This window comes from Streptomyces sp. NPDC012794, assembly GCF_042901085.1.
Taxonomy (GTDB): Bacteria; Actinomycetota; Actinomycetes; order Streptomycetales; family Streptomycetaceae; genus Streptomyces.
Genome location: NZ_JBIBCI010000004.1, coordinates 379,251 through 404,014 on the forward strand (window position 1 = coordinate 379,251; position 24,764 = coordinate 404,014).

Sequence of the window (24,764 nt, forward strand, 5' to 3'; positions counted from 1 at the left end):
ACCCAGTACGCGTCCTGCGGGCCGGCGGGGGCACGACGGCCCCGGCCGGCCCGGTCAGGCGGCCCGCTGCTGCTTCTCGGCCTTGGCCTTGCGTACGTAGAACCAGGCCATGTTGGACGTGACGCCGGCCAGCAGCACCCACACGATCCCGAGGAAGCTGCCCTCCACGAAGGCGACCACGGCCGCGGCCACGGCAAGGACGCAGACGACAAGGGCGAACACGGCAAGGCGGGGCATCGGGAACAGCTCCTCGGGGGCACGTAAGGGGGTCGAACCCCTCCAGTGTCCCCCATCCCGCCCGGGCCCCCGCCGCCGGCGCGGGTCCGGGAGCGGCGCCGGCCCCGGGGGCGGGGCGGTCAGACGTCGGTGAGGCGCAGGCCGGCGTGGGCCTTGTAGCGGCGGTTGGTGGAGATGAGGTTGGCCACCATCGCCTCGACCTGGTGGGCGTTGCGCAGGCGGCCCGCGAAGACGCCGCGCATGCCCGGGATGCGGGCGGCGAGGGCCTGGACGAGGTCGGTGTCGGCGCGGGATTCGCCGAGGACCATCACGTCGGTGTCGATCTCCTCGACCGAGGCGTCCTGGAGGAGGACGGCGGAGAGGTGGTGGAAGGCGGCGGTGACGCGCGAGTCGGGGAGCAGGGCGGCGGCCTGCTGGGCGGCGCTGCCCTCTTCGACCTGGAGGGCGTAGGCGCCCTGCTTGTCGAAGCCGAGGGGGTTCACGCAGTCCACGACGAGCTTGCCTGCGAGGTCCTCGCGCAGCGCTTCGAGGGTCTTGGCGTGGCCCTCCCACGGCACCGCGATGATCACGATGTCGCTGCGGCGGGCGCATTCGGCGTTGTCGGCGCCCTCGACGCCGAGGCCGAGCTCTTCGGCCGCGCCGCGCGCGCGGTCGGCGGCGCGGGAGCCGATGATCACCTTCTGGCCCGCGCGGGCGAGCCGGTAGGCCAGGCCCCTGCCCTGGTCGCCGGTGCCGCCGAGGACGCCGACGACGAGGCCGGAGACGTCCGGGAGGTCCCAGGGGTCCTTGGCCGGCGGCTTCTGGGTGCTGTCTGAGGAAGTCATGGGGGCGAGGGTACTGCCGAGTAGGCCGGACGAGGGGAGTCCGATGGTGCAGGATGCCGCCATGGATGCCGTGAGGGTGGCGCTGCTGCGCGAGGTACTCGCCGGGACCGGGTGGCCGGACGAGGCCCGGCGCTTCGCGGGCTCGCTGCGGCGGTCGGTGGCGCCGTGCGGGGGCAGCCTGCTGCTGGTGGGCACCGAGCGGTACGAGCCCTGGCACCTGGCGGCGCACCTGGTGGACGAGGCCGCCTGGTCGGGTCAGCCGGAGCTGGCGCCGACGCTGGTGCGCCACCACGTGCGGCCGGGTGAGCCGCCGCACCTGTCGGTGGGGCTGAGCCGGCTGGAGGCGGCCCGGCGCGGGCACACGCTGCTGGTGGTGGCGCCGGAGCGGCCCGGCGCGGGGCTGCTGGAGCGGGTGCACGACGCCCGGCGCGCGGGGGCGACCGTACTGTCCCTGGACGGCGGGGACCCCGACCTGGGCACCCTCGCCCACGACGCCCTGTCGGTGCCGCCGGCCACCTCCGAGCTGGATCTGGACACCGTGCAGCACCTGGTCAGCGCGGCGGCCGGGGAGAACGGCCCGCCGGAGCGGCGGGGGCCGCGGCGGCTGCGCGACCGGCTGGCCGGGCTGGCCGAGCGGCTGACCGCTCCCCCGCCCAGCCGCTGGTAGGCCGCGCCGGCGCGGACGGCCCGGTCAGGGGCTGGCGGCGCCGCCTTCCCCGTCCTCTCGGGTCTTGTCGTTCCACTTGGGGTCGTTCTGCCATTCGAGGTTGCGTTCCTGCGCGGTCTCCATGGCGTGGGCGGCCTCTTCACGGGTGGTGTAGGGGCCGAAGCGGTCCTTGGCCGGGCACTCGGGACCTTCCTCGACCTTGCTGTGGACCAGGCAGTAGTACCACTCGCCCGGTTTTCCCACCTGACGCTTCTTGAACAGGGCCATCGCCTCGGGGCTCCTCTCGACGCCGGCTGTCCGGTACCGCCGCTCGATACCGTCCGATACCGCTCCTCGTCGCCATGCTGCCCCATCGCCGCTGGATACACTCGCTTGCATGTCTGGCCAGTCGCTGCTCGTACCAGGCGAGCTCTCTCCCGTCCGTTCCGTCCCCGGAAACATCCGCCGGCCCGAGTACGTGGGCAAGCCCGCGCCCGCTCCGTACACCGGACCGGAGGTGCAGTCGGCCGAGACGATCGAGGCCATGCGCATCGCCGGCCGGATCGCCGCGCAGGCGATGGAGGAGGCCGCGAAGCACATCGCGCCCGGGGTGACCACCGACGAGCTGGACCGGGTCGCGCACGAGTACATGTGCGACCACGGCGCCTACCCGTCGACGCTGGGCTACCGGGGGTTCCCGAAGTCCCTGTGCTCCTCGCTGAACGAGGTCATCTGCCACGGGATCCCGGACTCGACCGTCCTGCGGGACGGCGACATCGTGAACCTCGACGTGACCGCGTACATCGGCGGGGTGCACGGCGACAACAACGCCACCTATCTGTGCGGCGAGGTGGACGAGGAGTCGCGGCTGCTGGTGGAGCGCACCCGGGAGGCCCTGAACCGGGCGATCAAGGCGGTCAAGCCCGGCCGTCAGATCAACGTCATCGGCCGCGTCATCGAGTCGTACGCGAAGCGGTTCGGGTACGGGGTGGTCCGGGACTTCACCGGCCACGGCATCAACTCGTCCTTCCACTCGGGTCTGATCATCCCGCACTACGACAGTCCGCACGCCACCACCGTCATCGAGCCCGGGATGACCTTCACCATCGAGCCGATGCTGACGCTGGGTACCCACGAGTACGACATGTGGGAGGACGGCTGGACGGTCGTCACGAAGGACCGCAAGCGCACGGCGCAGTTCGAGCACACCCTGGTGGTGACGGACACCGGCGCGGAGATCCTGACCCTGCCGTAGGGGCGCGGCGGCGGGCGCGGCGGCGAGTTCTTTGCCCGCCCGAGGGTTTTTACCGACAAGGCGTCGGGAACACATTGACTGAGGTAATCCCAAGCAGGAGGATCGGGCGTGGCGGCGGCGTGCCGCCGGGCCCGTTCCTCTTCTCCGGAGGTCAGTCTTGGACGCGTTCTCCACGGTCATCCGTGTCGCCTCGCACGAGCAGCACACCGAAGCCGAGACCTCGACGTTCATGAGCGACCTGCTCGGCGGGCGCCTCGGGGTGGACGCGTACACCCGCTACACCGAGCAGCTGTGGTTCGTGTACCGGGCGCTGGAGGACGGCGCCGAGTCGCTGCGCGAGGACCCGGTGGCGGGCCCCTTCATACGGCCCGAGCTGATGCGCGTCGCCGAGATCGAGCGCGACCTGGCCCACCTGCTGGGCCCGGCCTGGCGGGACACCGTCAGCGCGCTGCCCGCGACGCGGGCGTACGCGGACCGGGTCGCGCAGTGCGCGGCCTCCTGGCCGGGCGGGTACGTCGCCCACCACTACACCCGCTACCTGGGCGACCTCTCCGGCGGCCAGATCATCCGGGACAAGGCCGAGCGCACCTGGGGCTTCGAGCGCAAGGGCGACGGCGTGCGGTTCTACGTCTTCGCGGACATCTCCAACCCGGCCGCCTTCAAGCGGACCTACCGGGAGCTGCTGGACGCGATCGCCGCGGACGACCTGGAGAAGCAGCGCATCATCGACGAGTGCAAGCGGGCCTTCGACTTCAACGGCGCGGTCTTCCGCGAGCTGGGCGAGGAGTTCCCGCTCAGCGCGTAGGCCCCGGGCGGCCGAGCGGTGCGACGGGAGGGGGCCGGGCGGGTGCACGCGCACCGGCCCGGCCCCCTCGTCCGTCACGAGGCGAAGCGGACGCGGCCGCCGATCTCGATCGTGCCGTCGGGGCCGGGGGCCGTGAGGATCTGGGAGCCGGCGCCCTGGGTGATGTTGAGGGCGCGGTTCAGCTCGGCGGTGAGGAGTATCGCCGCCGAGCCGGTGGCCTCGTCCTCGGTGATGACCCCGTCCGGGCGGCGCGGGAAGCCGCGGGCGCGGATCCGTCCCGCGGTCTCGTCCTCCCAGGCCCACGCGTACAGCCAGCCCTCGCCGGGCGGCGGGGCGGGCAGCGCGTCGACCTCGGCGGGGGTGGCGTACTGCTCGGTGCGCTTGCCGGTGACCCACTCGGGGCGGGCGGTGATCCAGGTGAACTCCCCGTCGTCGCGCGCCCATACGGATCCGGCGGGCGGCTGGAGCTCCTCGATGTCCAGCAGCCAGGCGACCCCGACCAGCGGGTGTCCGGCGAAGGACATCCGGGTGCCGGGGGTGCGGATGTCGACGACCCCGCGCTCTGGGTCGTCGACGAACACCGTCTCGCTGTAGCCCAGTTCGGCGGCGAGGGCCTGCCGGGAGGTGTCGTCCGGGCAGGTGCGGCCGTCGCGGACGACTCCGAGCAGGTTGCCGAAGCGGCCGTCACCCGCGCAGAAGACCTTGATCACGTCTAGATCGTTCACGCTGGCATTCAAGCACGGCGCGGCGTCCGGGCCCGGTGGCCGGGGAGCGCACGGATGCCGGTGGAGGTGCTCGCCCCTCCGCGCCCGGGCGCCCCGCCGGCGGTCCCGGTACGGGGCCGCCGCACTCCGCGTCCGCCGCCCGGCCGGGCCCCGCGGGGGCCGGATCGACGGCGCTTGACTCCCGTTTGACCCTCCCTTGAGGGGCTCATGGAGGGGTCGTGACGGGCCCGTGTCCGGGGCCGGAACCTGAGAGACGAATCACTGGACGACTGGGTGCCGGTCAGGTAAGCCTCGGTTAAGTTAGGGCGGCCTCACCAGCCCGCCCCGCCTCACCGGCCTGCCCCCGCCTTCCCCCAGGAGCCCCCATGCGCCCCGCCCGCCTCACCGTGCTCACCGCGGCAGCAGCCGTCTCCGCGCTCACCGCAGTCACCGGCTGCGCCGAGAAGAGCGACACGAGCGGTTCCGGAGCGATCCACGTGAACGCGACCGACAGCGCCTGCGAGGTCTCGCGGACCGAGTTCCCGGCCGGCAAGGTCTCCATCGAGGTGGAGAACAAGGGCTCCAAGGTGACCGAGCTCTACGTGCTCTTCCCGGACGACCGGATCGTCTCCGAGCGGGAGAACATCGGCCCCGGCACCAAGGCCACCATCACCGCGGAGATCAAGGCGGGCGACTACGAGTTCGTCTGCAAGCCCGGCATGAAGGGCGACGGCATCCGCACGAAGGTCAAGGCCACCGGCAAGGGCGGCACCGAGAAGCGCAGCCCCGAACTGGACGCCGCGGTCGCCGCGTACCGCAAGTACGTCCAGGAGCAGGCCGACGAGACCCTGCCGAAGGCCCAGGTCTTCGCCGACGCCGTCAAGGCCGGGGACGTGGAGGCCGCGAAGAAGGCCTACGCCCCCTCCCGCATCGGCTGGGAGCGCACCGAGCCCGTCGCCGAGTCCTTCGGCGACATCGACCCGAAGGTCGACGTCCGCGAGGACGGCCTGGAGGCCGGCCAGGACCCGGCCAAGGACTGGACCGGCTGGCACCGCCTGGAGAAGTCCCTCTTCCAGGACGGCAAGATCGGCGACGAGGAGAAGAAGCTCGCCGACACCCTGATCACCGACCTGACCGCATGGCGGAAGAAGGTCGGCCAGGCCGAGATCACCCCCACCTCCATGGCCAACGGCGCCAAGGAGCTGCTCGACGAGGTCGCCACCGGCAAGGTGACGGGCGAGGAAGAGCGCTACAGCCACACCGACCTGGTCGACTTCAAGGCCAACGTCGAGGGCGCCCAGAAGTCCTACGAGCTCCTCAAGGCGGTCACCGTCAAGAACGAGCCGGAGCTCGCCAAGCAGCTGGACACCCAGTTCGCCGCGCTGAACACCCTGCTCGACAAGTACCGCGCCGACAAGAACGGCTACGAGTTCACCTCCTACGACAAGGTCGGCGAGGCGGAGCGCAAGGAGCTCTCGGACGGTGTGAACGCACTGGCCGAGCCCCTCTCCAAGCTGGCCGCCGCGGTCGTCAAGTAGTCCGGAGCCAGGCAGAGGCGGGAGATCCACCATGACCGACGAGATGCCGGAAGAGACCACGGACGCCGCCGGCGCGCCCTCGCGCCGTGCCGTACTCGGCTGGGGCGGGGCCGGGCTTGCGGTCGGCGCGGCCGCGGCCGGCGGCGCGGTGGCCGCCTTCGGCGGTGGCCCGGACGTCTCCCCGGCGGCCGCGGCCGGGGCGGCGGTGCCCTTCCACGGCGAGCACCAGGCCGGCATCGCGAGCGCCGTCCAGGACCGGCTGCACTTCGCGGCCTTCGACGTGCGGACGAAGAGCCGCGACGAGCTGGTCGGACTCCTCAAGGCCTGGACGGCGGCTGCCCGGCTGATGACGGCCGGGCAGCCGGTCGGCGACGCGTACGGCGGCCTGCCCGAGGCCCCGCCCACCGACACCGGCGAGGCCCTCGGCCTCAAGCCCTCCCGCCTCACCCTGACCGTCGGCTTCGGCCCGGGCCTGTTCGCCAGGGACCGCTTCGGTCTGGAGGGCAGGCGCCCCGAGGCGCTGGTGGACCTGGAGCTCTTCCCCGGCGACAACCTGGACGCGGCCCGCTCCGGCGGCGACCTGTGCGTCCAGGCCTGCGCCGACGACCCGCAGGTCGCCGTGCACGCCATCCGCCAGCTGGCCCGCATCGGCTTCGGCAAGGTCGCGGTGCGCTGGTCGCAGCTGGGCTTCGGCAAGACCTCGTCCACCACCCCGGACGAGCAGACCCCGCGCAACATGATGGGTTTCAAGGACGGCACCCGAAACATCTCGGGCACCGACACCGCCGCCCTCGACCAGCACGTGTGGGTCGGCGCGGGCGACGGCAGCGACTGGCTGACGGGCGGTTCGTACTTGGTGGCCCGGCGGATCCGGATGAACATCGAGACCTGGGACCGCACCTCCCTCCAGGAGCAGGAGGACATCTTCGGCCGCGACAAGGGCGAGGGCGCCCCTGTGGGCAAGTCCAAGGAACGCGACGAGCCCTTCCTGAAGGCGATGAAGCCGGAGGCGCACGTGCGCCTCGCGCACCCCGACAGCAATGACGGGGCGACGATCCTGCGGCGCGGCTACTCCTTCACCGACGGCACGGACGGCCTGGGCCGGCTCGACGCGGGCCTGTTCTTCCTGGCCTACCAGCGTGACCTCCGCAAGGGCTTCATCCCCATCCAGCGCCGGCTGGCGAAGTCGGACGTCCTGAACGAGTACATCCAGCACGTGGGTTCGGCGGTCTTCGCCGTCCCGCCGGGCGTCCGCGACAAGGACGACTGGTGGGGCCGGACTCTGTTCGCATAAGTCCCCGCCGTTCGCCCGAGTACCCGCCGGAGAGGAAAACGTCGTGTTCGGCAACTATCTGATCGGCCTGCGCGAGGGGCTGGAGGCCAGCCTGGTCGTCTGCATCCTCGTCGCCTACCTGGTCAAGACCGGGAACCGGGCCGCGCTGCGCCCGGTCTGGCTCGGCATCGCGATCGCCTGCGGGCTCTCGCTCGCCTTCGGCGCGCTGCTGGAGTTCGGCACCCAGGAGCTGACCTTCGAGGCGCAGGAGCTGCTGGGCGGCACCCTGTCGATCGTCTCGGTGGGCCTGGTGACGTGGATGGTCTTCTGGATGAAGCGCACCGCGCGGCACCTGAAGGCCGAACTGCACGGCAGGCTCGACTCGGCGCTCGCCATCGGTACCGGCGCGCTGGTCGCCACCGCCTTCCTGGCGGTGGGCCGCGAGGGCCTGGAGACGGCGCTGTTCGTGTGGGCGTCGGTCCGCGCGAGCGGCGAGGGGTCCTCCGCGCCGCTGATCGGCGTACTGCTGGGCATCGCGACCGCCGTCGTCCTCGGCTGGCTGTTCTACCGCGGCGCCCTGAAGATCAACCTGGCGAGGTTCTTCACGTGGACCGGCGGGATGCTGGTGATCGTCGCCGCGGGCGTGCTCGCGTACGGGGTCCACGACCTCCAGGAGGCCCGGTTCCTCGGCGGCCTCCAGGACAAGGCGTTCGACGTCAGCTCGGCGGTGCCGCCGGACAGCTGGTACGGGGTCCTCCTCAAGGGCGTCTTCAACTTCCAGCCGGACCCGACCGTCCACCAGCTGGTGGTGTGGTCCCTCTACCTGGCGGTCGTCCTGACCCTCTTCCTCCTCCCGGCCCGCCTGCGCGGCGCGACCGGGACCCCGGCCCCCGCCAAGTCCCGGACCTGACCGGGGTGGCCGCGCCCCGGGGACGGGCCGGGGCGGTTCGGGCCGGGCGGTCAGCCCCTGCCGATGTACGGCATCGCGGTGGCCATCACCGTCGCGAACTGGACGTTGGCCTCCAGCGGCAGCTCCGCCATGTGCAGCACCGTGCGGGCCACGTCGGCGGCGTCCATCACCGGCTCCACCGCCAGCTGTCCGTTCGCCTGGAGGATGCCGGTCCGCATCCGCTCGGTCATCTCGGTGGCCGCGTTGCCGATGTCGATCTGGCCGCAGGCGATCCGGTACGGCCGCCCGTCGAGCGACAGGGACTTGGTCAGGCCGGTCATGGCGTGCTTGGTCGCGGTGTAGGCGATGGAGTGGGGGCGGGGGACGTGGGCCGAGATGGAGCCGTTGTTGATGATCCGGCCGCCCTGCGGATCCTGCTCCTTCATCAGCCGGAACGCCGCCTGCGCGCAGAGGAAGGAGCCGGTCAGGTTGACGTCCACGACCTGGCGCCAGGCCTCGTACGCGATGTCCTCCAGCGGGACCCCGGCGGGACCGAAGGTGCCGGCGTTGTTGAAGAGCAGGTCGAGGCGTCCGTAGCGGGCCCGGACCGTGTCGAACAGCGCGGCGACGTCCTGCGGGTCGCTGACGTCGGCCCGTACGGGCAGCACGTCCGCGCCCGCCCCGGCCGCGGCGGCCGTCTCCTCCAGCGGACCGGTCCGCCGCCCGGCCACGGCCACCGACCAGCCTGCGCCGGCCAGGGCCAGGGCCACGGAACGGCCGATCCCGGAACCGGCTCCGGTCACTACAGCGGTCTTCTTCGCGGGTGCGCTCATGGGGCCGCAGAGTACGTCACAGCGGACATGCGGCCCGGGGCGTTCCGACAGCTGAGAGCATGGGTCGGCCAGGGGTGGATAAAGCAGATGAAAAGACTGGAGTTCCGCATGTCGGAGAGTGGCCCCCCGACGGCCCCCTCGCACGGGCCGTCACCCGAGCCGTCCCCCGAACCGCCCCCCGAGCCCCCGTCCGGGAAGTCCCCCGGCACCACCGCCCCCCTGACGGCGGCGCGCCGCACCAGCCTGCTGGTCACCTTCGTCCTCGGCGGCCTCAGCGCGCTCCCCCCGCTCTCCATGGACATGTACCTGCCGGCCCTGCCGGAGGTCACCACCGCCCTGCGCAGTCCGGCCGCGACCGTCCAGCTCACCCTCACCTCCTGCCTCGCCGGCATGGCGCTCGGCCAGCTGGTCATCGGCCCCATGAGCGACAAGTGGGGCCGCCGCCGGCCACTGCTGACCGGCATGGTCGTCTACGTCCTCGCCACCGCGATCTGCGCCCTCGCCCCGAGCGCCGAGCTGCTGATCGGCTTCCGCCTGCTCCAGGGCCTGGCCGGGGCGGCCGCCATCGTGATCGCGCGGGCCGTCGTGCGCGACCTGTACGACGGGGTGGAGATGGCCCGCTTCTTCTCCACCCTGATGCTGATATCCGGGGCCGCCCCGATCGTCGCGCCGCTCATCGGCGGCCAGGTGCTCCGCTTCGCCGACTGGCGCGGGGTCTTCGCCGTCCTCACCGCCGTCGGCCTCGCACTCACCCTGCTGGTGTGGCACGGCCTCGGCGAGACGCTGCCGCCCGAGCGGCGCCAGACCGGTGGGGTGGGGGCCGCGCTGCGGACCATGCGCGGGCTGCTCGGCGACCGGGTCTTCGCCGGCTACACCCTGGCGGGCGGCTTCGCCTTCGCGGTGCTCTTCTCCTACATAGCCGCCTCGCCCTTCGTCGTGCAGGAGATCTACGGGGCCTCCCCGCAGGCCTTCAGCCTGCTGTTCGGCCTGAACTCCGTCGGGCTGATCGCCGTCGGCCAGATCAACGGCAAGCTGCTGGTCGGCCGGATCAGCCTGGACAAGGCCCTGGGCGCGGGCCTGGCCGTCATCACCGCCGCCTCCGTCGCCCTGCTGCTGATGTCGGCCGGGGTGTTCGGGAAGGCCGGGCTGGTGCCCGTCGCCGCCGCGCTGTTCGTGCTGATGTCGGCGATGGGTCTGGTCCTGCCGAACACCAACGCGCAGGCCCTGATGCGCACCCCGCACGCCGCCGGGTCGGCGTCCGCGTTGCTGGGCACCTCCTCGTTCCTGGTCGGGGCGGTCGCCTCGCCGCTGGTCGGGATCGCCGGGGAGGACACGGCGGTGCCGATGGCGGTGGTGCAGCTGAGCTGCTCGCTGCTGGCGGTGGCCTGCTTCCTCGGGATGTGCCGGCCCTGGCGGCTGCGCGAGCCCATGGCCGTACCGGGCGGCGCACCGGCGGCCCCGGGCACCCCGGCGGCCCCTCCCGGACCGGCCGCGTCCGCGGCGCCCGGGGCGCCGTAAACTTCGCTGGTGACCGCCGCACCCGCCCCCACCACCGCCGACACCCTCCGCAGCGCCCTCGCCGGGCTGCTCGACGGGCTCCCGCCGAAGCAGGCCTCGGCCGCCGTCGAGCGCCTGATCGCCAGCTACCGGGGTACCACCCCCACCGACGCCCCCGTCCTGCGCGACCGCTCCGACGTCGCGGCGTACGCGGCGTACCGGATGCCGGCCACCTTCGAAGCCGTGCGCTCCGCCCTGGACGGGCTGGCCGGAGCCGCGCCTGAGTGGACGCCGGGCTCGCACGTGGACGTGGGCGGCGGCACGGGTGCCGCGACCTGGGCGGTGGACGCCACCTGGGACGGGCCCCGCGAGACGACGGTGCTGGACTGGGCGGAGCCGGCGCTGGCGCTCGGCAAGGAGCTGGCGGACCGCTCGTCCTCCGCGGTGCTGCGCGCGGCCGAATGGCACCGGGCCGTCATCGGGAGCGGGATCGTCCTGCCCGACGCCGACCTGGTGACCGTGTCGTACGTACTCGGTGAACTGACCGCGCAGGCCCGTCGGGCGGTCGTCGCGGAGGCGGCCCGCGCGGGCCGGGCGGTGGTGCTGATCGAGCCGGGCACGCCCGAGGGGTACCTGCGCATCCGCGAGGCCCGCGAGCAGCTGATCGAGGCCGGGATGACGGTGGCGGCGCCCTGCCCGCACGACGGGGCCTGCCCCATCGAGGCCGGGCAGGACTGGTGCCACTTCTCGGCGCGGGTCAGCCGCTCCTCCCTCCACCGGCAGGTCAAGGGCGGGTCCCTGCCGTACGAGGACGAGAAGTTCAGCTACGTCGCGGCGACCCGGTTCCCCGTGAGGCCGGTCCCCTCCCGGATCACGCGCAAGCCGCAGATCCGGAAGGGGCTGGTCCTGCTGGACCTGTGCGGTCCCGAGGAAACGGGGCTGTCCCGGGCGACGGTCACCAAGCGCCACGGCTCCCTCTACAAGGCGGCCCGGGACACCGAATGGGGCGCCGCCTGGCCCCCCGCCCCGGACCACGGCTAGCGGCTGCCCGCCCCCGATCCGCCGGGCCTCAGGGGCGCAGCTCCTGGGTGCAGCACTTGACGCTGCCGCCGCCCTTGAGCAGCTCGCCGAGGTCCATCGGGATCGGCTCGAAGCCCCGGTCCCGCAGCGGGGCCAGGAGCCCGGTCGCGCCCTGCGGGAGCAGGACGTGGCGTCCGTCGGAGACCGAGTTCAGGCCGAAGGCGGCGGCGTCCTCGTCCTCCACGAGCAGGGCGTCCGGGAACAGCCTGCGCAGCACGGCCCGGCTGCCCCGGGAGAACGCCGACGGGTGGTACATGATCTCGTCGCCGTCGAGGACGCAGAGCGCCGTGTCCAGGTGGTAGTAGCGCGGGTCCACCAGGTCGAGCCCGATGACCGGGCGGCCGAAGAACTCCTGCGCCTCGTCGTGCGAGAGCGGGCTGGAGCGGAAGCCCCGGCCGGCCAGGATGTAGCCGGCCGTGACGGCGAAGTCCCCCTCGCCCTCGTTGACGTGCGAGGGTTCGTGCACGTCCGTGAAGCCGTTCGCGCGGAACCAGTCGAGGTGGATCTCCGCCTCGGCGGCGCGTTCCGGGTAGGCGAAGCGGGCGCCGAGCACCCGGCCGTCGATGACGAGGGCCCCGTTCGCGGCGAAGACCATGTCGGGCAGGCCGGGATCGGGGACGAGGGTCTCCACGGTGTGGCCGAGGGAGAGGTAGCGGTCCCTCAGGTCTTCCCACTGGGCTTGTGCGAGGGGCAGGTCCACCGGTTTCGTGGGGTCCATCCACGGGTTGATGGAGTACGTGACCCTGAAGTGCGCGGGTGGGCACATCAGGTAGCGCCGGGGTGTGGCGTCTCTGCGCAAAGAAGGCTCCTCACGACTACGACTACGGACTCACGGTGCTGTGCGTGTCGAGAGAATCGTCTCTCCTCCGGGGTGACCGCGCAGTGAACTGATCGGGTGGTTTACCACAACGGCTCGGAGACGATACGTCTCGGACCGGCTTGATACGTTGGACCGGTGACCAAGTCCCCCGACGCCACCCGGCGCAGCGACCGTTCCCGGCGCGCCATCCTCGACGCCGCCCTCGTGCTGGTCGGCGAGGTCGGCTACAACAAGCTGACCATCGAGGCCATCGCGGCCCGCGCGGGAGTCGGCAAGCAGACGATCTACCGCTGGTGGCCGTCGAAGGCCGCCGTCCTGCTGGACGCCTCGCTGGCGCTGGCCGGGGACGCCGGTGCGGAGGCCGGCTGGAGCGGCTTCCCCGACACCGGGGACCTGGCGGCGGACCTGAAGGCCGTGCTGCGGGCCACGGCCGACGAGTTCGCCGACCCGCGGTACGAGGCCCCCGCGCGCGCCCTGACCGCCGCCGGGGCGACCGACCCGGAGCTGGGGGCGCGCTTCACGGAGAAGCTGCTGGAGCCGCAGCTGGCGCTGTACGAGGCGCGGCTGCGGGCGGCCGCCGAGGCCGGTCAGCTCCCGGCGGACCTGGATCTACGGCTGACCGTGGAGATGCTGGTGGGTCCGCTGACGTACCGGTGGCTGATGCGGACCGCGCCGCTGACGCACGCGTTCGCGGACGCGCTGGTGGACGCGGTGCTGGGCGGCGTGGGATACGTCACCGCCGCGCCGCGGTCGGGCGGGTGACGGCGGCGTGACCGAGAGGCATATGGCCGGATTATCTGTTTATGCGGGGATCTCGATCGCGGAGTCCGTTCGGGGGGTGCGGTCACCCGGCGCCCCCGATGGTGGGACCATGGAATGGTCTGCCGGGGCAACGGTGAGGTGAGGGGATAGATGGGGTCTGAGACCGGCCGCGTCAAACGCGGCGAGCAGAGCAGGATTTCCCAGTGGCTGCGCCGCCGCTCGAAACCCGCCCCCGAGGACCCCGGCAAGGAGCGAGAAGCCCTGCTGCTCGCCGTCGCCGCCGCCGGACTCCCCCTCGCCCCGGCCGCACATCCCGCGGGGTACCGATGTTCGTGCGACCGCATCGGCTGTCCCACGCCCGCACGGCACCCCGTCTCCTTCGCCTGGCAGACCCAGTCGACCACCGACCGCGCGCAGGTCGAGCGCTGGGCCCGCAACCAGCCCCAGGCCAACTTCATCACCGCGACGGGCATGGTGCACGACGTCCTGGACGTCCCCCTGGAAGCCGGCCGCAGCGCGCTGGAGCGCCTGCTCGCCGCCGGCATCGAGGTCGGTCCCGTCGCCGAATCGGGCGGCACCGGCGAACAGGCCCGGATGCTCTTCTTCACGGCGACCCGCGGGACGCCGGAGGACGAGGACGAATGGTGGCCCTGCGAACTGGACTGCCACCCCGAGACCATGGACGAACACCCCGGCCTGCGCTGGCACTGCCGCGGCAGCTACGTACTGCTCCCCCCTGCCGCCCTGCCGGGCGACCACTCGGTGAGCTGGCTGCGCGACGTCCGCCACCCGCTCCCGGACCCGCTGACCCTCCTGGAGACCCTCACGGACGCCTGCGCCCAGTACGCGGGCACGACGGACCAGACCCCGGCCGCGGTGGCCTGGCCGCTGGGACGCTGAAGCCCCGCCGCCCGCAGGCCGGTGGGCCGGCCGTGCGGGCGGCTCGCGCCCGCGCGCGGGGCGCCGCCGACGGGCAGGTGCCGCGCGCGATGCGCCCGCGGCGCGCGGGTCAGTGGACCTGGGTGACGACCACGTCGAGGGACCAGGCCTTCGCCGGCTTCGCGGGGGCCTCGGCCTCCACCACGTAGCCCAGGTCCCGCAGGGCCGTCACCAGCTCCGCCGGCGACGCCGGGACGGCCCCGGCCAGCAGCAGGTCGCGTACCAGGCGGCCCTTGGTGGCCTTGTTGAAGTGGCTCACCACCGAGCGCTTCTCCACCCCGTCCACGATCTGCGCGTGCAGCACCCGCACGGTGGCGGTCCGGCCCGCCGTCTCCCCCTTCGGCTTCCACGCCGACGCGTACGCCGACGAGCGCAGGTCCAGCACCAGCCCGTCCCCCGCCGCCTCCGGCATCACCTCAGCCATCGGCGTACGCCAGTACGCGCCCAGCGCGCCCTGACCCGGCAGCTTGACCCCCATCGAGCAGCGGTAGGAGGGGATCCGGTCGGTCACCCGCACCGCGCCCCACAGCCCGGAGAACACCAGCAGCGACCGCTCGGCCGGCTCCCGCGCGGGCGCCGGCAGCCCCGCCAGGTCCAGGGCGTCGTAGAGCACACCGGTGTAGATCTCCCCGGCCGGGCGGGCCGGCGCCGAGCGCAGGGCGGCGTTCTTCGCGACCTCCCCGCGCAGCCCCTCGCTGAGGCCGAGCACCTCACGCGCCTTCGGTTCGTCCGCCGCGCACAGCTCGACGAGTTCCTCCAGTACGGCCGCCCGCGCGGGGGCCAGGCCCGGCAGTGACAGGGACGCGGGGTCGAGCGGTGCGCCGGAGCCGCCGGCGGCCTTTCCCTCGGAGGGCGGCAGCAGCACGAGCACGGTGGTTCTCCTTCATGACGACACGGCGCAGGGGATGCGGCCCCCGAGCCAGGGTAGACGGCCCGCCGCCACCCGGTCACAGGCGAACGGCCACGCCCGCGCCCCGCCCGCCGGCGGCCCGGCCGGCCCGCGCGGATCCGGCGGAGTCGGCCTACGCTCGGTCCATGCCACGCCGTCACATGCACATGGCCGGAACGGACGGGGCGGCCCTGCGCGCCGCGCTGGGCGACCTGCGGGCGCGGCTGGGCGTGCCCGGCACCTTCCCGGCCGAGGTGCTCGCCGAGGCCGAGCGGGCGGCCGCCTCCCCCCGGCTGCCGTCCGAGGACCTGACCGGCCTGCCCTTCTTCACCGTCGACCCGCCCGCCTCCATGGACCTCGACCAGGCCATGCACCTGGCGAAGCGGTCCACCGGCGGCTACCGCGTGCACTACGCCATCGCCGACGTCGCCGCGTTCGTCGCCCCGGGCGGCGCCCTCGACGCCGAGGCCCACCGCAGGGTGACCACCCTCTACTTCCCCGACACGAAGGTGCCCCTGCACCCGCCCGTGCTCTCCGAGGACGCGGCCAGCCTGCTGCCGGACCGCACCCGCCCGGCCCTCGTATGGCGGATGGACCTGGACTCCGACGGCCGGGTCGAGACCACCGACGTGCGCCGGGCCCTGGTGCGCAGCCGGGCCAGGCTGGACTACGAAGGCGTGCAGAAGGCCGTCGACACCGGCACCGCCGACCCCTCCCTGGCCCTGCTGAAGGACATCGGGACCCTGCGGGAGGCCCTGGAGGCCGCACGCGGCGGGATCTCCCTGGGCGTGCCCGAGCAGGAGGTCATCGCGCACGACGGCTCGTACAGCCTGGCCTACCGGGCCCCCCTCCCGGCCGACGGCTGGAACGCCCAGGTCTCCCTGATGACCGGCATGGCGGCCGCCGAACTGATGCTGGCCACCGGCACGGGCATCCTGCGCACCCTCCCCGCCGCCCCCGACGGAGCGGTCGGGCGGCTGCGCCGGGCCGCGAAGGCCCTGCGGATCGAGTGGCCGCACCACGTCCCGTACGCGGTGCTCGTCCGCTCCCTCGACCCGCACCTGCCCGCGCACGCCGCCTTCCTCCAGGAGTGCACGACCCTGCTGCGCGGCGCCGGCTACACGGTCTTCACCGGCGGCCGGACCCCGGACCCCGCCCTCCACGCGGCGGTCGCCGCCCCGTACGCGCACTGCACCGCCCCGCTGCGGCGGCTCGCCGACCGCTACGCCGGTGAGCTGTGCGTGGCGGCGGCCGCGGGGGCGAAACCCCCGGCGTGGACGGTCGAGGCGCTGGAGGCGCTGCCGCAGGAGATGGCGGGCGGCACCCGGCTGGCCAACTCGGCCGAGCGGGAGTGCGTGGACCTCGTGGAGGCGGCCCTGCTCAAGGACCGCGTCGGGGAGACCTTCGAGGCGACGGTCATCGACGTCAGGGAACAGGAACCGCGGGTCGGGACGGTCCACCTGGAGAACCCGGCGGTGGTGGGCCGCGTCGAGTCCCAGGAGGGGCGGCTGCCGCTCGGCGAACGGATCCGGGTCCGCCTGACCCACGCCGACCCGGGCGCGGCGAAGATCCTCTTCGCGCGGGCGTGAGCGGGCGTGAGCGGACGTCAACCGTCACGTACGGGTGACGTCACGGGGCCGCGGCCTGCCGCAGCGCGGTCACCAGCGCGCGGGGGTCGTCGGCGTGGAAACGGACCGTGCGGGCCCGGGCGCGGGCGCCGAGCGGACGGCGGAAGTCCAGCGGGCGGTTCAGCTCCAGGGTGACGGTCGTCTGGCCGCCCACGATCAGGTCGAGCACCCCGTCGTCGGAGAGGGTGACGAGCCGGCCCTCGGGGTAGCGCCGCTCCACCCGGGCCGAGGCCACCGCGTCCGGCGGAACGGTCAGGTCGAACAGGGCCCCGTAACGGATCCGCAGCGTCCCGTCGGCCCGCACCACGTGCGGGCGGGTGACGCAGGCGGCGTGCAGGGCGAGCACCAGCAGCACCCCGTAGACGTCGAGCACCAGCACCACCCGGTGCACGGCGGGCCAGGGAATGAGCACGGCCAGCGCGGCGGTCTCGACGACCGACACGAAGAGCAGCCCGTACATCATGGCCGTCTGCGGTCCCGTGTACCGGGCGGCGAGATCGCCCGGCCGTACCCCGTGCTCGCGGCGCGCGATCCACCGCCCCAGGGAGGCGGTGGCCCGCAGCTCGTGCAGCAGCAGCCGCAGGACCGGCTCCGGTACGGCGGCCCGTACGGCCGCCCGCCAGGAGCCGGTGCGGCGCCGCAGCGAGCACAGCACCCAGGCCTCCAGCAGCAGCGCCCCGAGCAGCAGCGCCTCGGCGGCGGCCGTCGCCCACCCGGGCGGACGCACCCCGGCCGCGAGGCAGAGTACGAGGAGCAGCTCGCCGGGCATCACGGCGACGGCCGCGATCCGGGCCGCGCGTACGGCGCTCATGGCCGCCCCCTCGCGATGAAAGCCGCCATCACCCGGCGTACCACCTCCGCCTGCGCGGGGGCGTACTCGGCGAGCAGCGCCTCCCCGAACCCGGCGACGACGGGCCCGCCGGACGGGATCGCGTCGAAGACCGCGTCGGGGACGGCGGCGACCATGGCCCGGGCGAGCGGGCCGATCCGGGGGTCGTCGGCGGGGGCGTCGGCCAGCTCGTCCAGCCGCTCGTACAGTCGGAGCACCGCGGGGTCCGAGGCCAGCGGCTCGAGCAGGGCGTAGAGCTCCTCGCCGCCGGCGCCCGGGGCATCGAGCAGGGTCAGGTGCTCGCGGTCCTTCGCGGCGGCCGGGGAGTCCGTCGGCGGCGCCTTCGCCAGCAGCGCGGCGAGCGCGGGCGGGACCGGCTCGCCCTCGTCGGAGGCGGCGGCGAGGAGCGCCGCGAGCCGGCGTCGGCGCCCGGCCAGCTCGGCCTCCTGCCGCGCGAGGTCGGCGTCCAGCTCCCGGAGCACGTCGGCCGGCTCGCGCCCCGCGTCGTCGGCGAGGACGCCGCGCACTTCGTCGAGGCCCAGCCCGAGCTCGGTGAGCCGGCGCACCCGGGCCAGGAGTACGGCGTCGCGCACGGTGTAGGCCCGATAGCCGTTGGGGCGTCTCGGCGGCTCCGGGAGCAGCCCGACGTGGTGGTAGTGCCGGACCGCCCGGGTTGTGACCCCGACCAGCGCGGCGATCTCTCCGATCCGCATGCCGCCAGTAGAAACCCTGCCGCTGCGTCAAGGTCAAGCCGCCACGGACAGCCGGTAGCATGGTCGGCACGACAGACGAGTCGGCCGGGCGGCCGCGTCGGGATCCCCGGATCCCGCCGAGGAACGTCCGGGCTCCACAGGGCAGGGTGGTGGGTAACGCCCACCCGGGGTGACCCGCGGGACAGTGCCACAGAAAACAGACCGCCGGGGGCTTCGGTCCCCGGTAAGGGTGAAACGGTGGTGTAAGAGACCACCAGCGCCTGAGGTGACTCAGGCGGCTAGGTAAACCCCACCTGGAGCAAGGTCAAGAGGATCCGTCCCCGGACGGGTCTGCGCGAACGCTTGAGGGCTGCCCGCCCGATGTTCGCGGGTAGACCGCACGAGGCCGGCGGCAACGCCGGTCCTAGATGGATGGCCGTCTCCCCGGCGACCGCGAGGTCACCGGGTGACAGAACCCGGCGTACAGGCCGGCTCGTCTGCCGTTCCCCCTCCCCGCACGAGGCGGGCGACCCGCGGAGGCTCCTCCTCCGTCGCGGTGCTTGAATGGACCGTCGTTCCCGGTCCGGCAAGGAGAAGCGCTGTGCCCCTGGTGTCTGTCGTGATGCCCGTCTACAACTCGGCCGCCACCCTCGGCGCAGCCGTCCGATCGGTGCTCACACAGACCCACGTCGACGTGGAGCTGCTGGTCACCGACGACCGGTCCTCCGACGGCTCCATGGACCTGCTCCGCGAGTTCGCCGAGCAGGACGAGCGCGTCCTGCCGGAGTCGGCACCCTCACAGGGCGGTGCCGGCCGGGCCCGCAATCTCGCGATCGAACGGGCCCGCGGGGACTACGTCGCCTTTCTCGACAGCGACGACATGTGGCTTCCTGAGAAGACCGAGAAGCAGCTCGCCTTCGCCGCGGAAGGCGATGCGCCCCTGACGTTCACCTCCTACTTCAAGATGGACGCCGACCACGCCGGCGAGAGCACCGACTGGGTCCCGAACGGGCGGGTGGTCCGTGCCCGGGAGCACGTGGACTACCGCGCGATGCTGGTCCGGGACCACATCGGTGCCCTCACCGCCATGTACGACCGCAAGGTCCTGGGCACGAGGCTGATGCCGGAGATGCGCAAGCGCCAGGACTACGCCCTCTGGCTGTCGATCATGCGGGACGGCGCCGAGGCGCGGGGCCTGACCGAGCCGCTCGCGGTGTACCGGGCCCACCAGGCCGGGTCGCTGTCCTCCAACAAGCTGTCGCTCGTGCAGTACAACTGGGCCCTGTACCGCGAGCACGAGCACCTGTCGGTCCCGCGGGCGGCGAGGGCGCTGGCCGGCGCCGCGTGGCAGTCGCTGCGCAACTCGCGCATCTAGATCGGTACGCCGCGTGTGCCCGCGCCGGAGCGGCGCGGGCGGAGCGGGCACACCCGCTACTTCACCGGGGCGCTGTACGTCTTCCCGAGCAGGCCGTTCCGGAAGTGGACCGTCTTCGCCGTGACCTTCCCCTTGACCGTGATCGTCCCGGAGACCTTCTCGCCCTTGGCCAGCTTGACGGTGTCGATCTGGTCCTCGGCCGCCGCGAGTTCGATCTGCTTGCGGGTCCCGTCCTCGGTCGTCACCTCGAAGTAGAAGACGTTGACGTCGACTTCCTCGGCGTTGTTGTTGACGACAGTGACCTGGACCGAGGTGTGGTCACCGCCCTGGGCGAGGATGCCGGCCTTGTACTCCGTCGGCGCGGCGGTCACCACCACGTCCGCGTTCTTGTCGGGCGCCGGGGCCGGCGCCTCGGGCTGCGCGGGAGCCCCGGAGGGGGCCGTGGGGGCCGCTGGCGCCGGGAAGGCCGGGGTTTTGGCGTCCGCCGTGCCGCCCTTGGAGCCGGCGCTGCCACTGAGGACCAGCGCGCCGCAGCCGAAGAGGACGAGCGACAGCACGAGCAGGCCGCCGCAGCCGATGGCGATGATCTTGCCGGCGTTGCTCTTCTGCGGAGGCTGCGGCGGCATCGGGTAGCCGTAGGGCGGGGGCGGCTGCTGGCCGGGGTAAGGGGTGGTCATGGCAACTCCTGCACTGGGCGGTTGCTGTCGGGCTCAGTGCCGGATGCGGAACTTCCACGGAAGGGGCGCCAGGGGCCCGCGACATGAGCGGCGCTCAGCATAAACAGAAGGTAGGGATGTACCACCGGCATTCCCGGGAATGAGACGGCGGGGGAACCGCCGCGGCCGCCACGCGCGAAGGCCCCCGCCGGGCGGGCGGGGGCCTTCGCGTGCTCGCGGTGATCAGCGCAGGTGCGAAGTGTCGTTCAGGAGGCGGACCGAGGCGTTGCCGTCGGCGTAGTAGGCCACCGCCGACAGGGACGCCGCGGAGAGCTCCATCCGGAACAGGGACTCCGGCGGTGCGCCCAGGGCGAGCCGGACCAGCGTCTTGACCGGCGTCACGTGCGTGACCAGCAGCACCGTGCGGCCCGCGTGCGCGGCCAGCAGCCGGTCACGCGCCGCGGAGACCCGGCGGGTGACGGCGGTGAAGCTCTCGCCGCCGCCCGTCGGCGCCGCCCTCGGGGAGTCCAGCCACGCCTGGAGGTCGTCCGGGAAGCGCTCCCGCACCTCGGCGAAGGTCAGGCCCTCCCAGGCGCCGAAGTCCGTCTCGCGCAGGCCCTCTTCGACCGTGACCGGCAGCCCGAGCCGGTCGGCCACGGCCTGCGCGGTCTCCCTGCAGCGGCGCAGCGGGGAACTGACGACGGCCTGTACGGTGCCCCGCGCGGCCAGCGCCTCGGCGACGGCGGCGGCCTGGCGGCGGCCGGCCGGGGACAGCTCCGGGTCGGTGCCGCCGCTGCCGGAGAAGCGCTTCTGCGGGGTCAGGGCGGTCTCGCCGTGACGCAGCAGCACGAAGGTGGCGGGGGTCCCCATGTCGGGTCCGCCCCAGCCGGTGCCGGTGGCGCGGGGGGCGCCGGACGCCGCCGGGGTCGCGTCCGCCGCCGTGCCGGAGCCGGGTGCGGGGATGCCGACCGGGGCCGGGGCCGTGGTCACGGCCCCCGCGGCGCCCTCGGCATCACCGAAGAGCGTGCCCGCCCCGGAGGCGGCCGCGCTGCGGGCGGCCCGTACGTCGGAGTCGGGCGCGAGGGTGCCCGTACCGGCGACGGCGGCCGCGCGGGTGCCCGTACCGGCGCCGGAGGCGAGGGCCGCGCGGACCGCCGCGGCGCCCTTCGCCGCGTCGCCCGGGGGTCCGGCCGGAGCCGGGGCGGCGGCGAGGTCGGCCGTGGAGGCCGACGGCTCCCACTGCTTGCCGCGCTTGCCCGCGTCCATCGCCTCGTTGGCGAGCCGGTCGGCGTGCTTGTTCTTCTCGCGCGGGATCCACTCGTACGTGACCTGCCCGCGCGGAAGGATCTTCGCCGCCTCCGCCGCGAGCGGCTTCATGTCGGGGTGCTTGATCTTCCAGCGGCCCGACATCTGCTCCACGACCAGCTTGGAGTCCATCCGGACCCGCACCACCGCGTCCGGCGCCAGCTCGCGCGCCGCCTTCAGGCCCGCGATCAGGCCCTTGTACTCGGCGACGTTGTTCGTGGCGACACCGATGAACTCGGCGCGCTCGGCCAGGGTCTCCCCCGTGACCGGGTCGAGGACGACCGCCCCGTAGCCGGCGGGACCCGGGTTGCCCCGGGAGCCGCCGTCCGCCTCCACGACGAAACGCGGCATCAGATGCCCGAGTCCGCCGCACGGACCAGGATGCGGCCGCAGTTCTCGTGCCGGACGACCTGGTCGCGGGCCGCGGCCTTGATCTCGTTGATCTCCGCCATGTCGAGCTCCAGCCGGCAGCCCTCGCAACGGCGCTGGTACAGGCGCGCGGCGCCGACCCCGCCCTGCTTGACGCGGATCTTCTCGTACAGCGCCATCAGGTCGGACGGCATGGAGGCGACGATGACCTCACGGTCCTTGGCGATCTTCGCGGCCTCGGTGTCGAGCTCGCCGGTGGCGGCGTCGCGGCGCGCGGTGGCGTCCGCCAGCTTGGCCTCCAGCGAGGAAACGCGCTCGGTGATCGCGGTGACCCGCTCCTGCGCGCCCTCCAGCCGCTCCATGACCTCCAGGACCACGTCCTCCAGGTCGGCCTGCCGCTTGGCGAGCGAGGCGACCTCGCTCTGCAGGTTCGCCAGGTCCCTGGCCGAGATGCCCGCGCCGGAATCCAGGCGCTGCTGGTCCCGGGCCGCGCGCTGGCGGACCTGGTCGACGTCCTGCTCGGCCTTGGTCTGCTCGCGGGCGGCGTCACTGGCCTGCGTCTGGGCGGCGACGAGGAGGTCGCGCTGCTGGCTGAGTTCCTTGGTCAGGGAGTCGACCTCGGCGTGCTCGGGCAGCGACTTGCGCTTGTGGGCGAGCTGAGACAGCCGGACGTCCAGGGCCTGGACGTCGAGAAGTCGGATCTGGTCGGCGGGCTCGGCGTTCAGTTGGGGGCTCCAGAGGCACTAGAAGGGGGTGTGACGGACGGCGCGTGCGCCGTCCAGGGGTCGGTGACCGTGCGCGAGACGTGGGTCCGCAGACCCCAGCCGTGGCGCTCGGAGATCGCGTCGAGCTCGGCGGCGGCCTGCTCGCACCAGGGCCACTCGGTGGCCCAGTGCGCCGCGTCGACGAGGGCGAGCGGGCTCTGCTCGCGCGCCTCGGACACCGGGTGGTGGCGCAGGTCGGCGGTGAGGAAGGCATCCACACCGGCGGCGCGGACCTGCGCGAAGAGGCTGTCGCCGGAGCCGCCGCTGACGGCGACGGTGCGGATCGGCGCGTCCGGGTCACCGGCCGCGCGGATGCCCTGCGCGGTGCGCGGCAGCCGGGCGGCGGCGCGGGCGGCGAACTCGCGCAGGGTCTCGGGGTGGTCCAGCTCGCAGATCCGGCCCAGTCCCCGGCGGCCCGCCGGGTCGGTGGGGTCGGGCACGAGCGGGCCGGTGACGCGCAGGTCGAGGGCGCCGGCGAGGGCGTCGGAGACCCCCGGGGCGGCGGTGTCGGCGTTGGTGTGGGCCACGTGCAGGGCGATGCCGTTCCTGATCAGCGTGTGCACGACGCGGCCCTTGAAGGTGTCCGCGGCGACGGTGGTGGTGCCGCGCAGGTAGAGGGGGTGGTGCGTGACGACCAGGTCGGCGCCGAGCTTCACCGCCTCGTCGACGATCTCCTGTACGGGGTCCACGGCGAAGAGCACCCGGGTGACCTCGGCATCGGGGTCGCCGCAGACGGTGCCGACGGCGTCCCACTCCTCGGCCCGCGAGGGGGGCCAGAGAGCGTCCAGCGCGGCGATGACTTCAGAGAGACGGGGCACGGGCCAAGGCTACCGTCCGTGGCGACCGGTGGTCCCCTGGCCGGGTGGGCAGCACAACCGCCTCGTCCGTCACCGGCGAATCGGCGGGGGGCCACCCGTACGTGTGAAGCGCGCTGGGTCGCGCTGTTCGGCTGGGAGTGCGAAAACTAGCTTCCTCTGCGGAGGTGACGGCCCGGATGACTGTCTGTGCCACCGAGATCACGAAGACCAGCACGTCCCCGGACCCTGAGGTCACGGGCCCGGAGCCGGGCGCGGTTCCGGCGGCCCCCGGGGTCACGGCCCCGGCCGCGGCGGCCCGCGCCCTCGCGATCGCCGCCGACGGGGCGTACGCGGCCCGGCTGGCCGGCGAGGGAGAGGCGCGCTACCCGGAGCGCTGGACGCTGGGCGGCCCCGAGCCCTACGCCGTACCGCTGCCCCTGGCGCAGCCGGAGGAGGCGGACAGCGAGGTGCTCGCGCTGGCCGACGGGCAGGTGCTGATCCACCGCCGCGTCGCCGACCGGCACGCGTTCTCCCTGCTGTACCCCTCCGGCGCCCCGGCCGGCCCGCGCACCGGGGAGGCCCGGCTGGGCTCGGTCGCCGCCGACGAGGGGGTACGGGTCCGCCTGCTGCCGCCGTCGCCCGACGGGTGCGGGGCCTACGCCCTGGCGGTGGGGGCCGAGGAGAGCACCGTCTGGCAGGTGGCCGGGGCCTCCGGCGGGCCCCGGCGGGCCGCGGTGGTGCCGGGCCGCTGCTCCGGCGGGGTCTGGCTGGACCGCACGGGCCGTCTCCTGGCCCTGGACCGCGAGGTGGACGGCCGCACCAAGGCCGTCGCCGTGGACCTGGGCCGGGGCGGGGTGGTCAGCCCGCTGCTCCAGATCACCGAGGACAGCGACGACCGGCTGCTGCTGGCCGCCCCGGACAGCGGGCTGCTGCTGATCCGCTCGGACGCCCCGGGTGAGCCGCGGCTGGGCTGGGGGGTGCTGGGCAGCGAGCGCCCGGTCCGATTCCCGGAGTGCCTGCGGCTGGAGGACGCCCACCCCTTCGCGGTGCAGCCGGGTCAGGTCCTGATGCCGGAGACCTGCGGGGTGGCGCTCCGGGTGGGCGGAGGCGGTCTCGCGCTGTGGCGGCCCGCCGACCGGCACGTCTTCCGGCTCGGCGCCCCGGAGGGCTGGCTCGGGAGCGGGCTGTGGACCCCGGAGGGGCGGCTGTGCCTGCCGTACTCCACCCCCGCCGTGCCCTGCGGGGTCGTCAGCCTGAGCCAGCCGCCCGCCCCGCCCCCGCCCGTCCGCGTGGACCCGCCCCCGCCGCCCCCCGCCCGGCCGGTACCGCTCCAGCAGGCGCCGCTGCGCTGACGGGGC

The 24,764-nt window shown here is 73.8% G+C and carries 26 protein-coding genes and 1 other RNA gene; 14 read left to right on the top strand and 13 right to left on the bottom strand.

The features are described 5' to 3' along the window. Window positions 1-54: 54 nt before the first annotated feature. The gene (locus ACFY7H_RS10325) at window positions 55-237 is read right to left on the bottom strand and encodes a hypothetical protein (protein ID WP_388935910.1); all 183 of its coding nucleotides are present in this window, start codon (window positions 235-237) and stop codon (window positions 55-57) included. A 119-nt stretch (window positions 238-356) separates the two neighbouring features. After that, entirely contained in the window at window positions 357-1,061 is a 705-nt protein-coding gene (npdG, locus tag ACFY7H_RS10330; protein WP_388935912.1) for an NADPH-dependent F420 reductase, read from the bottom strand. A 61-nt stretch (window positions 1,062-1,122) separates the two neighbouring features. Between npdG and ACFY7H_RS10335 the strand changes: the two genes are divergently transcribed. Beyond that, window positions 1,123-1,728 carry a hypothetical protein gene (locus ACFY7H_RS10335; RefSeq protein ID WP_388935915.1) on the top strand — a complete coding sequence of 202 codons (606 nt, stop codon included), beginning with the start codon at window positions 1,123-1,125 and terminating at the stop codon, window positions 1,726-1,728. 24 nt (window positions 1,729-1,752) lie between these two features. Here ACFY7H_RS10335 and ACFY7H_RS10340 read toward each other — a convergent pair whose 3' ends face one another. Further along, window positions 1,753-1,995 (bottom strand): hypothetical protein, encoded by a 243-nt coding sequence (locus ACFY7H_RS10340; protein WP_388935917.1) that lies wholly within the window; start codon window positions 1,993-1,995, stop codon window positions 1,753-1,755. 109 nt (window positions 1,996-2,104) lie between these two features. Here ACFY7H_RS10340 and map point away from each other — a divergent pair, with 109 nt between their 5' ends. Both map and ACFY7H_RS10350 read left to right on the top strand, forming a co-directional pair. Further along, window positions 2,105-2,962, top strand: coding sequence for a type I methionyl aminopeptidase (gene map, locus ACFY7H_RS10345; RefSeq protein WP_388935920.1), 858 nt, complete (start codon window positions 2,105-2,107; stop codon window positions 2,960-2,962). A gap of 157 nt (window positions 2,963-3,119) precedes the next feature. Next, entirely contained in the window at window positions 3,120-3,767 is a 648-nt protein-coding gene (locus tag ACFY7H_RS10350) for a heme oxygenase (biliverdin-producing) (RefSeq protein ID WP_388935923.1), read from the top strand. A gap of 74 nt (window positions 3,768-3,841) precedes the next feature. On the opposite strand, the gene ACFY7H_RS10355 is transcribed toward ACFY7H_RS10350, so the two are convergent. Further along, window positions 3,842-4,492: a PhzF family phenazine biosynthesis protein gene (locus tag ACFY7H_RS10355; RefSeq protein ID WP_388935926.1), complete on the bottom strand. Its 651-nt coding sequence runs from the start codon at window positions 4,490-4,492 to the stop codon at window positions 3,842-3,844. 365 nt (window positions 4,493-4,857) lie between these two features. Here ACFY7H_RS10355 and efeO point away from each other — a divergent pair, with 365 nt between their 5' ends. Genes efeO through efeU form a run of 3 tightly spaced genes read left to right on the top strand, consistent with a single transcriptional unit; the run spans window position 4,858 to window position 8,192 of the window. Continuing rightward, window positions 4,858-6,009: an iron uptake system protein EfeO gene (gene efeO / locus ACFY7H_RS10360; RefSeq protein WP_388935929.1), complete on the top strand. Its 1,152-nt coding sequence runs from the start codon at window positions 4,858-4,860 to the stop codon at window positions 6,007-6,009. A gap of 31 nt (window positions 6,010-6,040) precedes the next feature. Beyond that, window positions 6,041-7,303 (top strand): iron uptake transporter deferrochelatase/peroxidase subunit, encoded by a 1,263-nt coding sequence (gene efeB / locus ACFY7H_RS10365; protein WP_388935932.1) that lies wholly within the window; start codon window positions 6,041-6,043, stop codon window positions 7,301-7,303. Window positions 7,304-7,346: 43 nt separating this feature from the next. Next, the gene (efeU, locus tag ACFY7H_RS10370; protein WP_388935935.1) at window positions 7,347-8,192 is read left to right on the top strand and encodes an iron uptake transporter permease EfeU; all 846 of its coding nucleotides are present in this window, start codon (window positions 7,347-7,349) and stop codon (window positions 8,190-8,192) included. 50 nt (window positions 8,193-8,242) lie between these two features. Here the strand turns inward: efeU and ACFY7H_RS10375 are convergent, their stop codons facing one another. Beyond that, a complete protein-coding gene (locus tag ACFY7H_RS10375) occupies window positions 8,243-9,004 on the bottom strand; it encodes an SDR family oxidoreductase (RefSeq protein ID WP_388935937.1) in 762 nt (253 codons plus the stop codon). A gap of 108 nt (window positions 9,005-9,112) precedes the next feature. Between ACFY7H_RS10375 and ACFY7H_RS10380 the strand changes: the two genes are divergently transcribed. Together ACFY7H_RS10380 and ACFY7H_RS10385 are read left to right on the top strand one after the other, a co-directional pair. Next, complete coding sequence (locus ACFY7H_RS10380) at window positions 9,113-10,522, top strand: multidrug effflux MFS transporter (protein ID WP_388935940.1); 1,410 nt, start codon at window positions 9,113-9,115, stop codon at window positions 10,520-10,522. 9 nt (window positions 10,523-10,531) lie between these two features. Then, on the top strand, window positions 10,532-11,542 hold the full coding sequence (locus ACFY7H_RS10385) for a small ribosomal subunit Rsm22 family protein (RefSeq protein WP_388935943.1): 1,011 nt from the start codon (window positions 10,532-10,534) through the stop codon (window positions 11,540-11,542). A 28-nt stretch (window positions 11,543-11,570) separates the two neighbouring features. On the opposite strand, the gene ddaH is transcribed toward ACFY7H_RS10385, so the two are convergent. Then, window positions 11,571-12,380, bottom strand: a complete 810-nt coding sequence (ddaH, locus tag ACFY7H_RS10390; RefSeq protein WP_388935946.1) for a dimethylargininase — start codon at window positions 12,378-12,380, stop codon at window positions 11,571-11,573. Window positions 12,381-12,536: 156 nt separating this feature from the next. On the opposite strand from ddaH, the gene ACFY7H_RS10395 reads away from it, so the two are divergent. Continuing rightward, the gene (locus ACFY7H_RS10395; protein WP_388935949.1) at window positions 12,537-13,163 is read left to right on the top strand and encodes a TetR/AcrR family transcriptional regulator; all 627 of its coding nucleotides are present in this window, start codon (window positions 12,537-12,539) and stop codon (window positions 13,161-13,163) included. A gap of 150 nt (window positions 13,164-13,313) precedes the next feature. Next, window positions 13,314-14,063, top strand: a complete 750-nt coding sequence (locus ACFY7H_RS10400) for a bifunctional DNA primase/polymerase (RefSeq protein WP_388935952.1) — start codon at window positions 13,314-13,316, stop codon at window positions 14,061-14,063. Window positions 14,064-14,172: 109 nt separating this feature from the next. Here ACFY7H_RS10400 and yaaA read toward each other — a convergent pair whose 3' ends face one another. Further along, a complete protein-coding gene (yaaA, locus tag ACFY7H_RS10405) occupies window positions 14,173-14,973 on the bottom strand; it encodes a peroxide stress protein YaaA (RefSeq protein ID WP_388935955.1) in 801 nt (266 codons plus the stop codon). Between the two features lie 164 nt (window positions 14,974-15,137). On the opposite strand from yaaA, the gene ACFY7H_RS10410 reads away from it, so the two are divergent. Next, the gene (locus ACFY7H_RS10410) at window positions 15,138-16,580 is read left to right on the top strand and encodes an RNB domain-containing ribonuclease (RefSeq protein WP_388935957.1); all 1,443 of its coding nucleotides are present in this window, start codon (window positions 15,138-15,140) and stop codon (window positions 16,578-16,580) included. Between the two features lie 40 nt (window positions 16,581-16,620). Here the strand turns inward: ACFY7H_RS10410 and ACFY7H_RS10415 are convergent, their stop codons facing one another. Next, complete coding sequence (locus ACFY7H_RS10415) at window positions 16,621-17,430, bottom strand: hypothetical protein (RefSeq protein ID WP_388935960.1); 810 nt, start codon at window positions 17,428-17,430, stop codon at window positions 16,621-16,623. Further along, a complete protein-coding gene (locus ACFY7H_RS10420) occupies window positions 17,427-18,161 on the bottom strand; it encodes a MerR family transcriptional regulator (RefSeq protein WP_388935963.1) in 735 nt (244 codons plus the stop codon). Before ACFY7H_RS10420 ends, ACFY7H_RS10415 begins: the two co-directional genes overlap by 4 nt. A gap of 76 nt (window positions 18,162-18,237) precedes the next feature. Here ACFY7H_RS10420 and rnpB point away from each other — a divergent pair. After that, an RNA gene (rnpB, locus tag ACFY7H_RS10425) (RNase P RNA component class A) lies at window positions 18,238-18,640 on the top strand. A gap of 101 nt (window positions 18,641-18,741) precedes the next feature. Next, window positions 18,742-19,515 carry a glycosyltransferase family 2 protein gene (locus tag ACFY7H_RS10430; RefSeq protein ID WP_388935966.1) on the top strand — a complete coding sequence of 258 codons (774 nt, stop codon included), beginning with the start codon at window positions 18,742-18,744 and terminating at the stop codon, window positions 19,513-19,515. Window positions 19,516-19,571: 56 nt separating this feature from the next. Here ACFY7H_RS10430 and ACFY7H_RS10435 read toward each other — a convergent pair whose 3' ends face one another. From ACFY7H_RS10435 to ACFY7H_RS10450, 4 genes are all read right to left on the bottom strand, one after another. Then, entirely contained in the window at window positions 19,572-20,192 is a 621-nt protein-coding gene (locus ACFY7H_RS10435; RefSeq protein WP_388935968.1) for a DUF4352 domain-containing protein, read from the bottom strand. A 222-nt stretch (window positions 20,193-20,414) separates the two neighbouring features. Beyond that, window positions 20,415-21,827 carry a bifunctional RNase H/acid phosphatase gene (locus ACFY7H_RS10440; protein ID WP_388935971.1) on the bottom strand — a complete coding sequence of 471 codons (1,413 nt, stop codon included), beginning with the start codon at window positions 21,825-21,827 and terminating at the stop codon, window positions 20,415-20,417. Further along, on the bottom strand, window positions 21,827-22,570 hold the full coding sequence (locus ACFY7H_RS10445) for a zinc ribbon domain-containing protein (protein ID WP_388936232.1): 744 nt from the start codon (window positions 22,568-22,570) through the stop codon (window positions 21,827-21,829). Before ACFY7H_RS10445 ends, ACFY7H_RS10440 begins: the two co-directional genes overlap by 1 nt. Further along, window positions 22,567-23,427 carry a Nif3-like dinuclear metal center hexameric protein gene (locus ACFY7H_RS10450; RefSeq protein ID WP_388935974.1) on the bottom strand — a complete coding sequence of 287 codons (861 nt, stop codon included), beginning with the start codon at window positions 23,425-23,427 and terminating at the stop codon, window positions 22,567-22,569. The genes ACFY7H_RS10445 and ACFY7H_RS10450 overlap by 4 nt, the downstream gene beginning before the upstream one ends. A gap of 176 nt (window positions 23,428-23,603) precedes the next feature. Between ACFY7H_RS10450 and ACFY7H_RS10455 the strand changes: the two genes are divergently transcribed. Beyond that, entirely contained in the window at window positions 23,604-24,758 is a 1,155-nt protein-coding gene (locus tag ACFY7H_RS10455; RefSeq protein WP_388935976.1) for a hypothetical protein, read from the top strand. The last annotated feature ends 6 nt before the right edge of the window (window positions 24,759-24,764 follow it).

Excerpts from the sequence above, each read along its gene's own strand:
- npdG (WP_388935912.1), bottom strand. The coding sequence starts at position 1,061 with ATGACTTCCTCAGACAGCACCCAGAAGCCGCCGGCCAAGGACCCCTGG.
- ACFY7H_RS10420 (WP_388935963.1), bottom strand. The coding sequence starts at position 18,161 with ATGCGGATCGGAGAGATCGCCGCGCTGGTCGGGGTCACAACCCGGGCG.
- ACFY7H_RS10325 (WP_388935910.1), bottom strand. The coding sequence starts at position 237 with ATGCCCCGCCTTGCCGTGTTCGCCCTTGTCGTCTGCGTCCTTGCCGTG.
- ACFY7H_RS10415 (WP_388935960.1), bottom strand. The coding sequence starts at position 17,430 with ATGAGCGCCGTACGCGCGGCCCGGATCGCGGCCGTCGCCGTGATGCCC.
- ACFY7H_RS10435 (WP_388935968.1), bottom strand. The coding sequence starts at position 20,192 with ATGACCACCCCTTACCCCGGCCAGCAGCCGCCCCCGCCCTACGGCTAC.
- ACFY7H_RS10440 (WP_388935971.1), bottom strand. The coding sequence starts at position 21,827 with ATGCCGCGTTTCGTCGTGGAGGCGGACGGCGGCTCCCGGGGCAACCCG.
- ACFY7H_RS10340 (WP_388935917.1), bottom strand. The coding sequence starts at position 1,995 with ATGGCCCTGTTCAAGAAGCGTCAGGTGGGAAAACCGGGCGAGTGGTAC.
- ACFY7H_RS10410 (WP_388935957.1), top strand. The coding sequence starts at position 15,138 with ATGCCACGCCGTCACATGCACATGGCCGGAACGGACGGGGCGGCCCTG.
- map (WP_388935920.1), top strand. The coding sequence starts at position 2,105 with ATGTCTGGCCAGTCGCTGCTCGTACCAGGCGAGCTCTCTCCCGTCCGT.
- ACFY7H_RS10455 (WP_388935976.1), top strand. The coding sequence starts at position 23,604 with ATGACTGTCTGTGCCACCGAGATCACGAAGACCAGCACGTCCCCGGAC.
- ACFY7H_RS10380 (WP_388935940.1), top strand. The coding sequence starts at position 9,113 with ATGTCGGAGAGTGGCCCCCCGACGGCCCCCTCGCACGGGCCGTCACCC.
- ACFY7H_RS10375 (WP_388935937.1), bottom strand. The coding sequence starts at position 9,004 with ATGAGCGCACCCGCGAAGAAGACCGCTGTAGTGACCGGAGCCGGTTCC.
- efeO (WP_388935929.1), top strand. The coding sequence starts at position 4,858 with ATGCGCCCCGCCCGCCTCACCGTGCTCACCGCGGCAGCAGCCGTCTCC.
- ACFY7H_RS10400 (WP_388935952.1), top strand. The coding sequence starts at position 13,314 with ATGGGGTCTGAGACCGGCCGCGTCAAACGCGGCGAGCAGAGCAGGATT.
- ACFY7H_RS10335 (WP_388935915.1), top strand. The coding sequence starts at position 1,123 with ATGGATGCCGTGAGGGTGGCGCTGCTGCGCGAGGTACTCGCCGGGACC.
- efeB (WP_388935932.1), top strand. The coding sequence starts at position 6,041 with ATGACCGACGAGATGCCGGAAGAGACCACGGACGCCGCCGGCGCGCCC.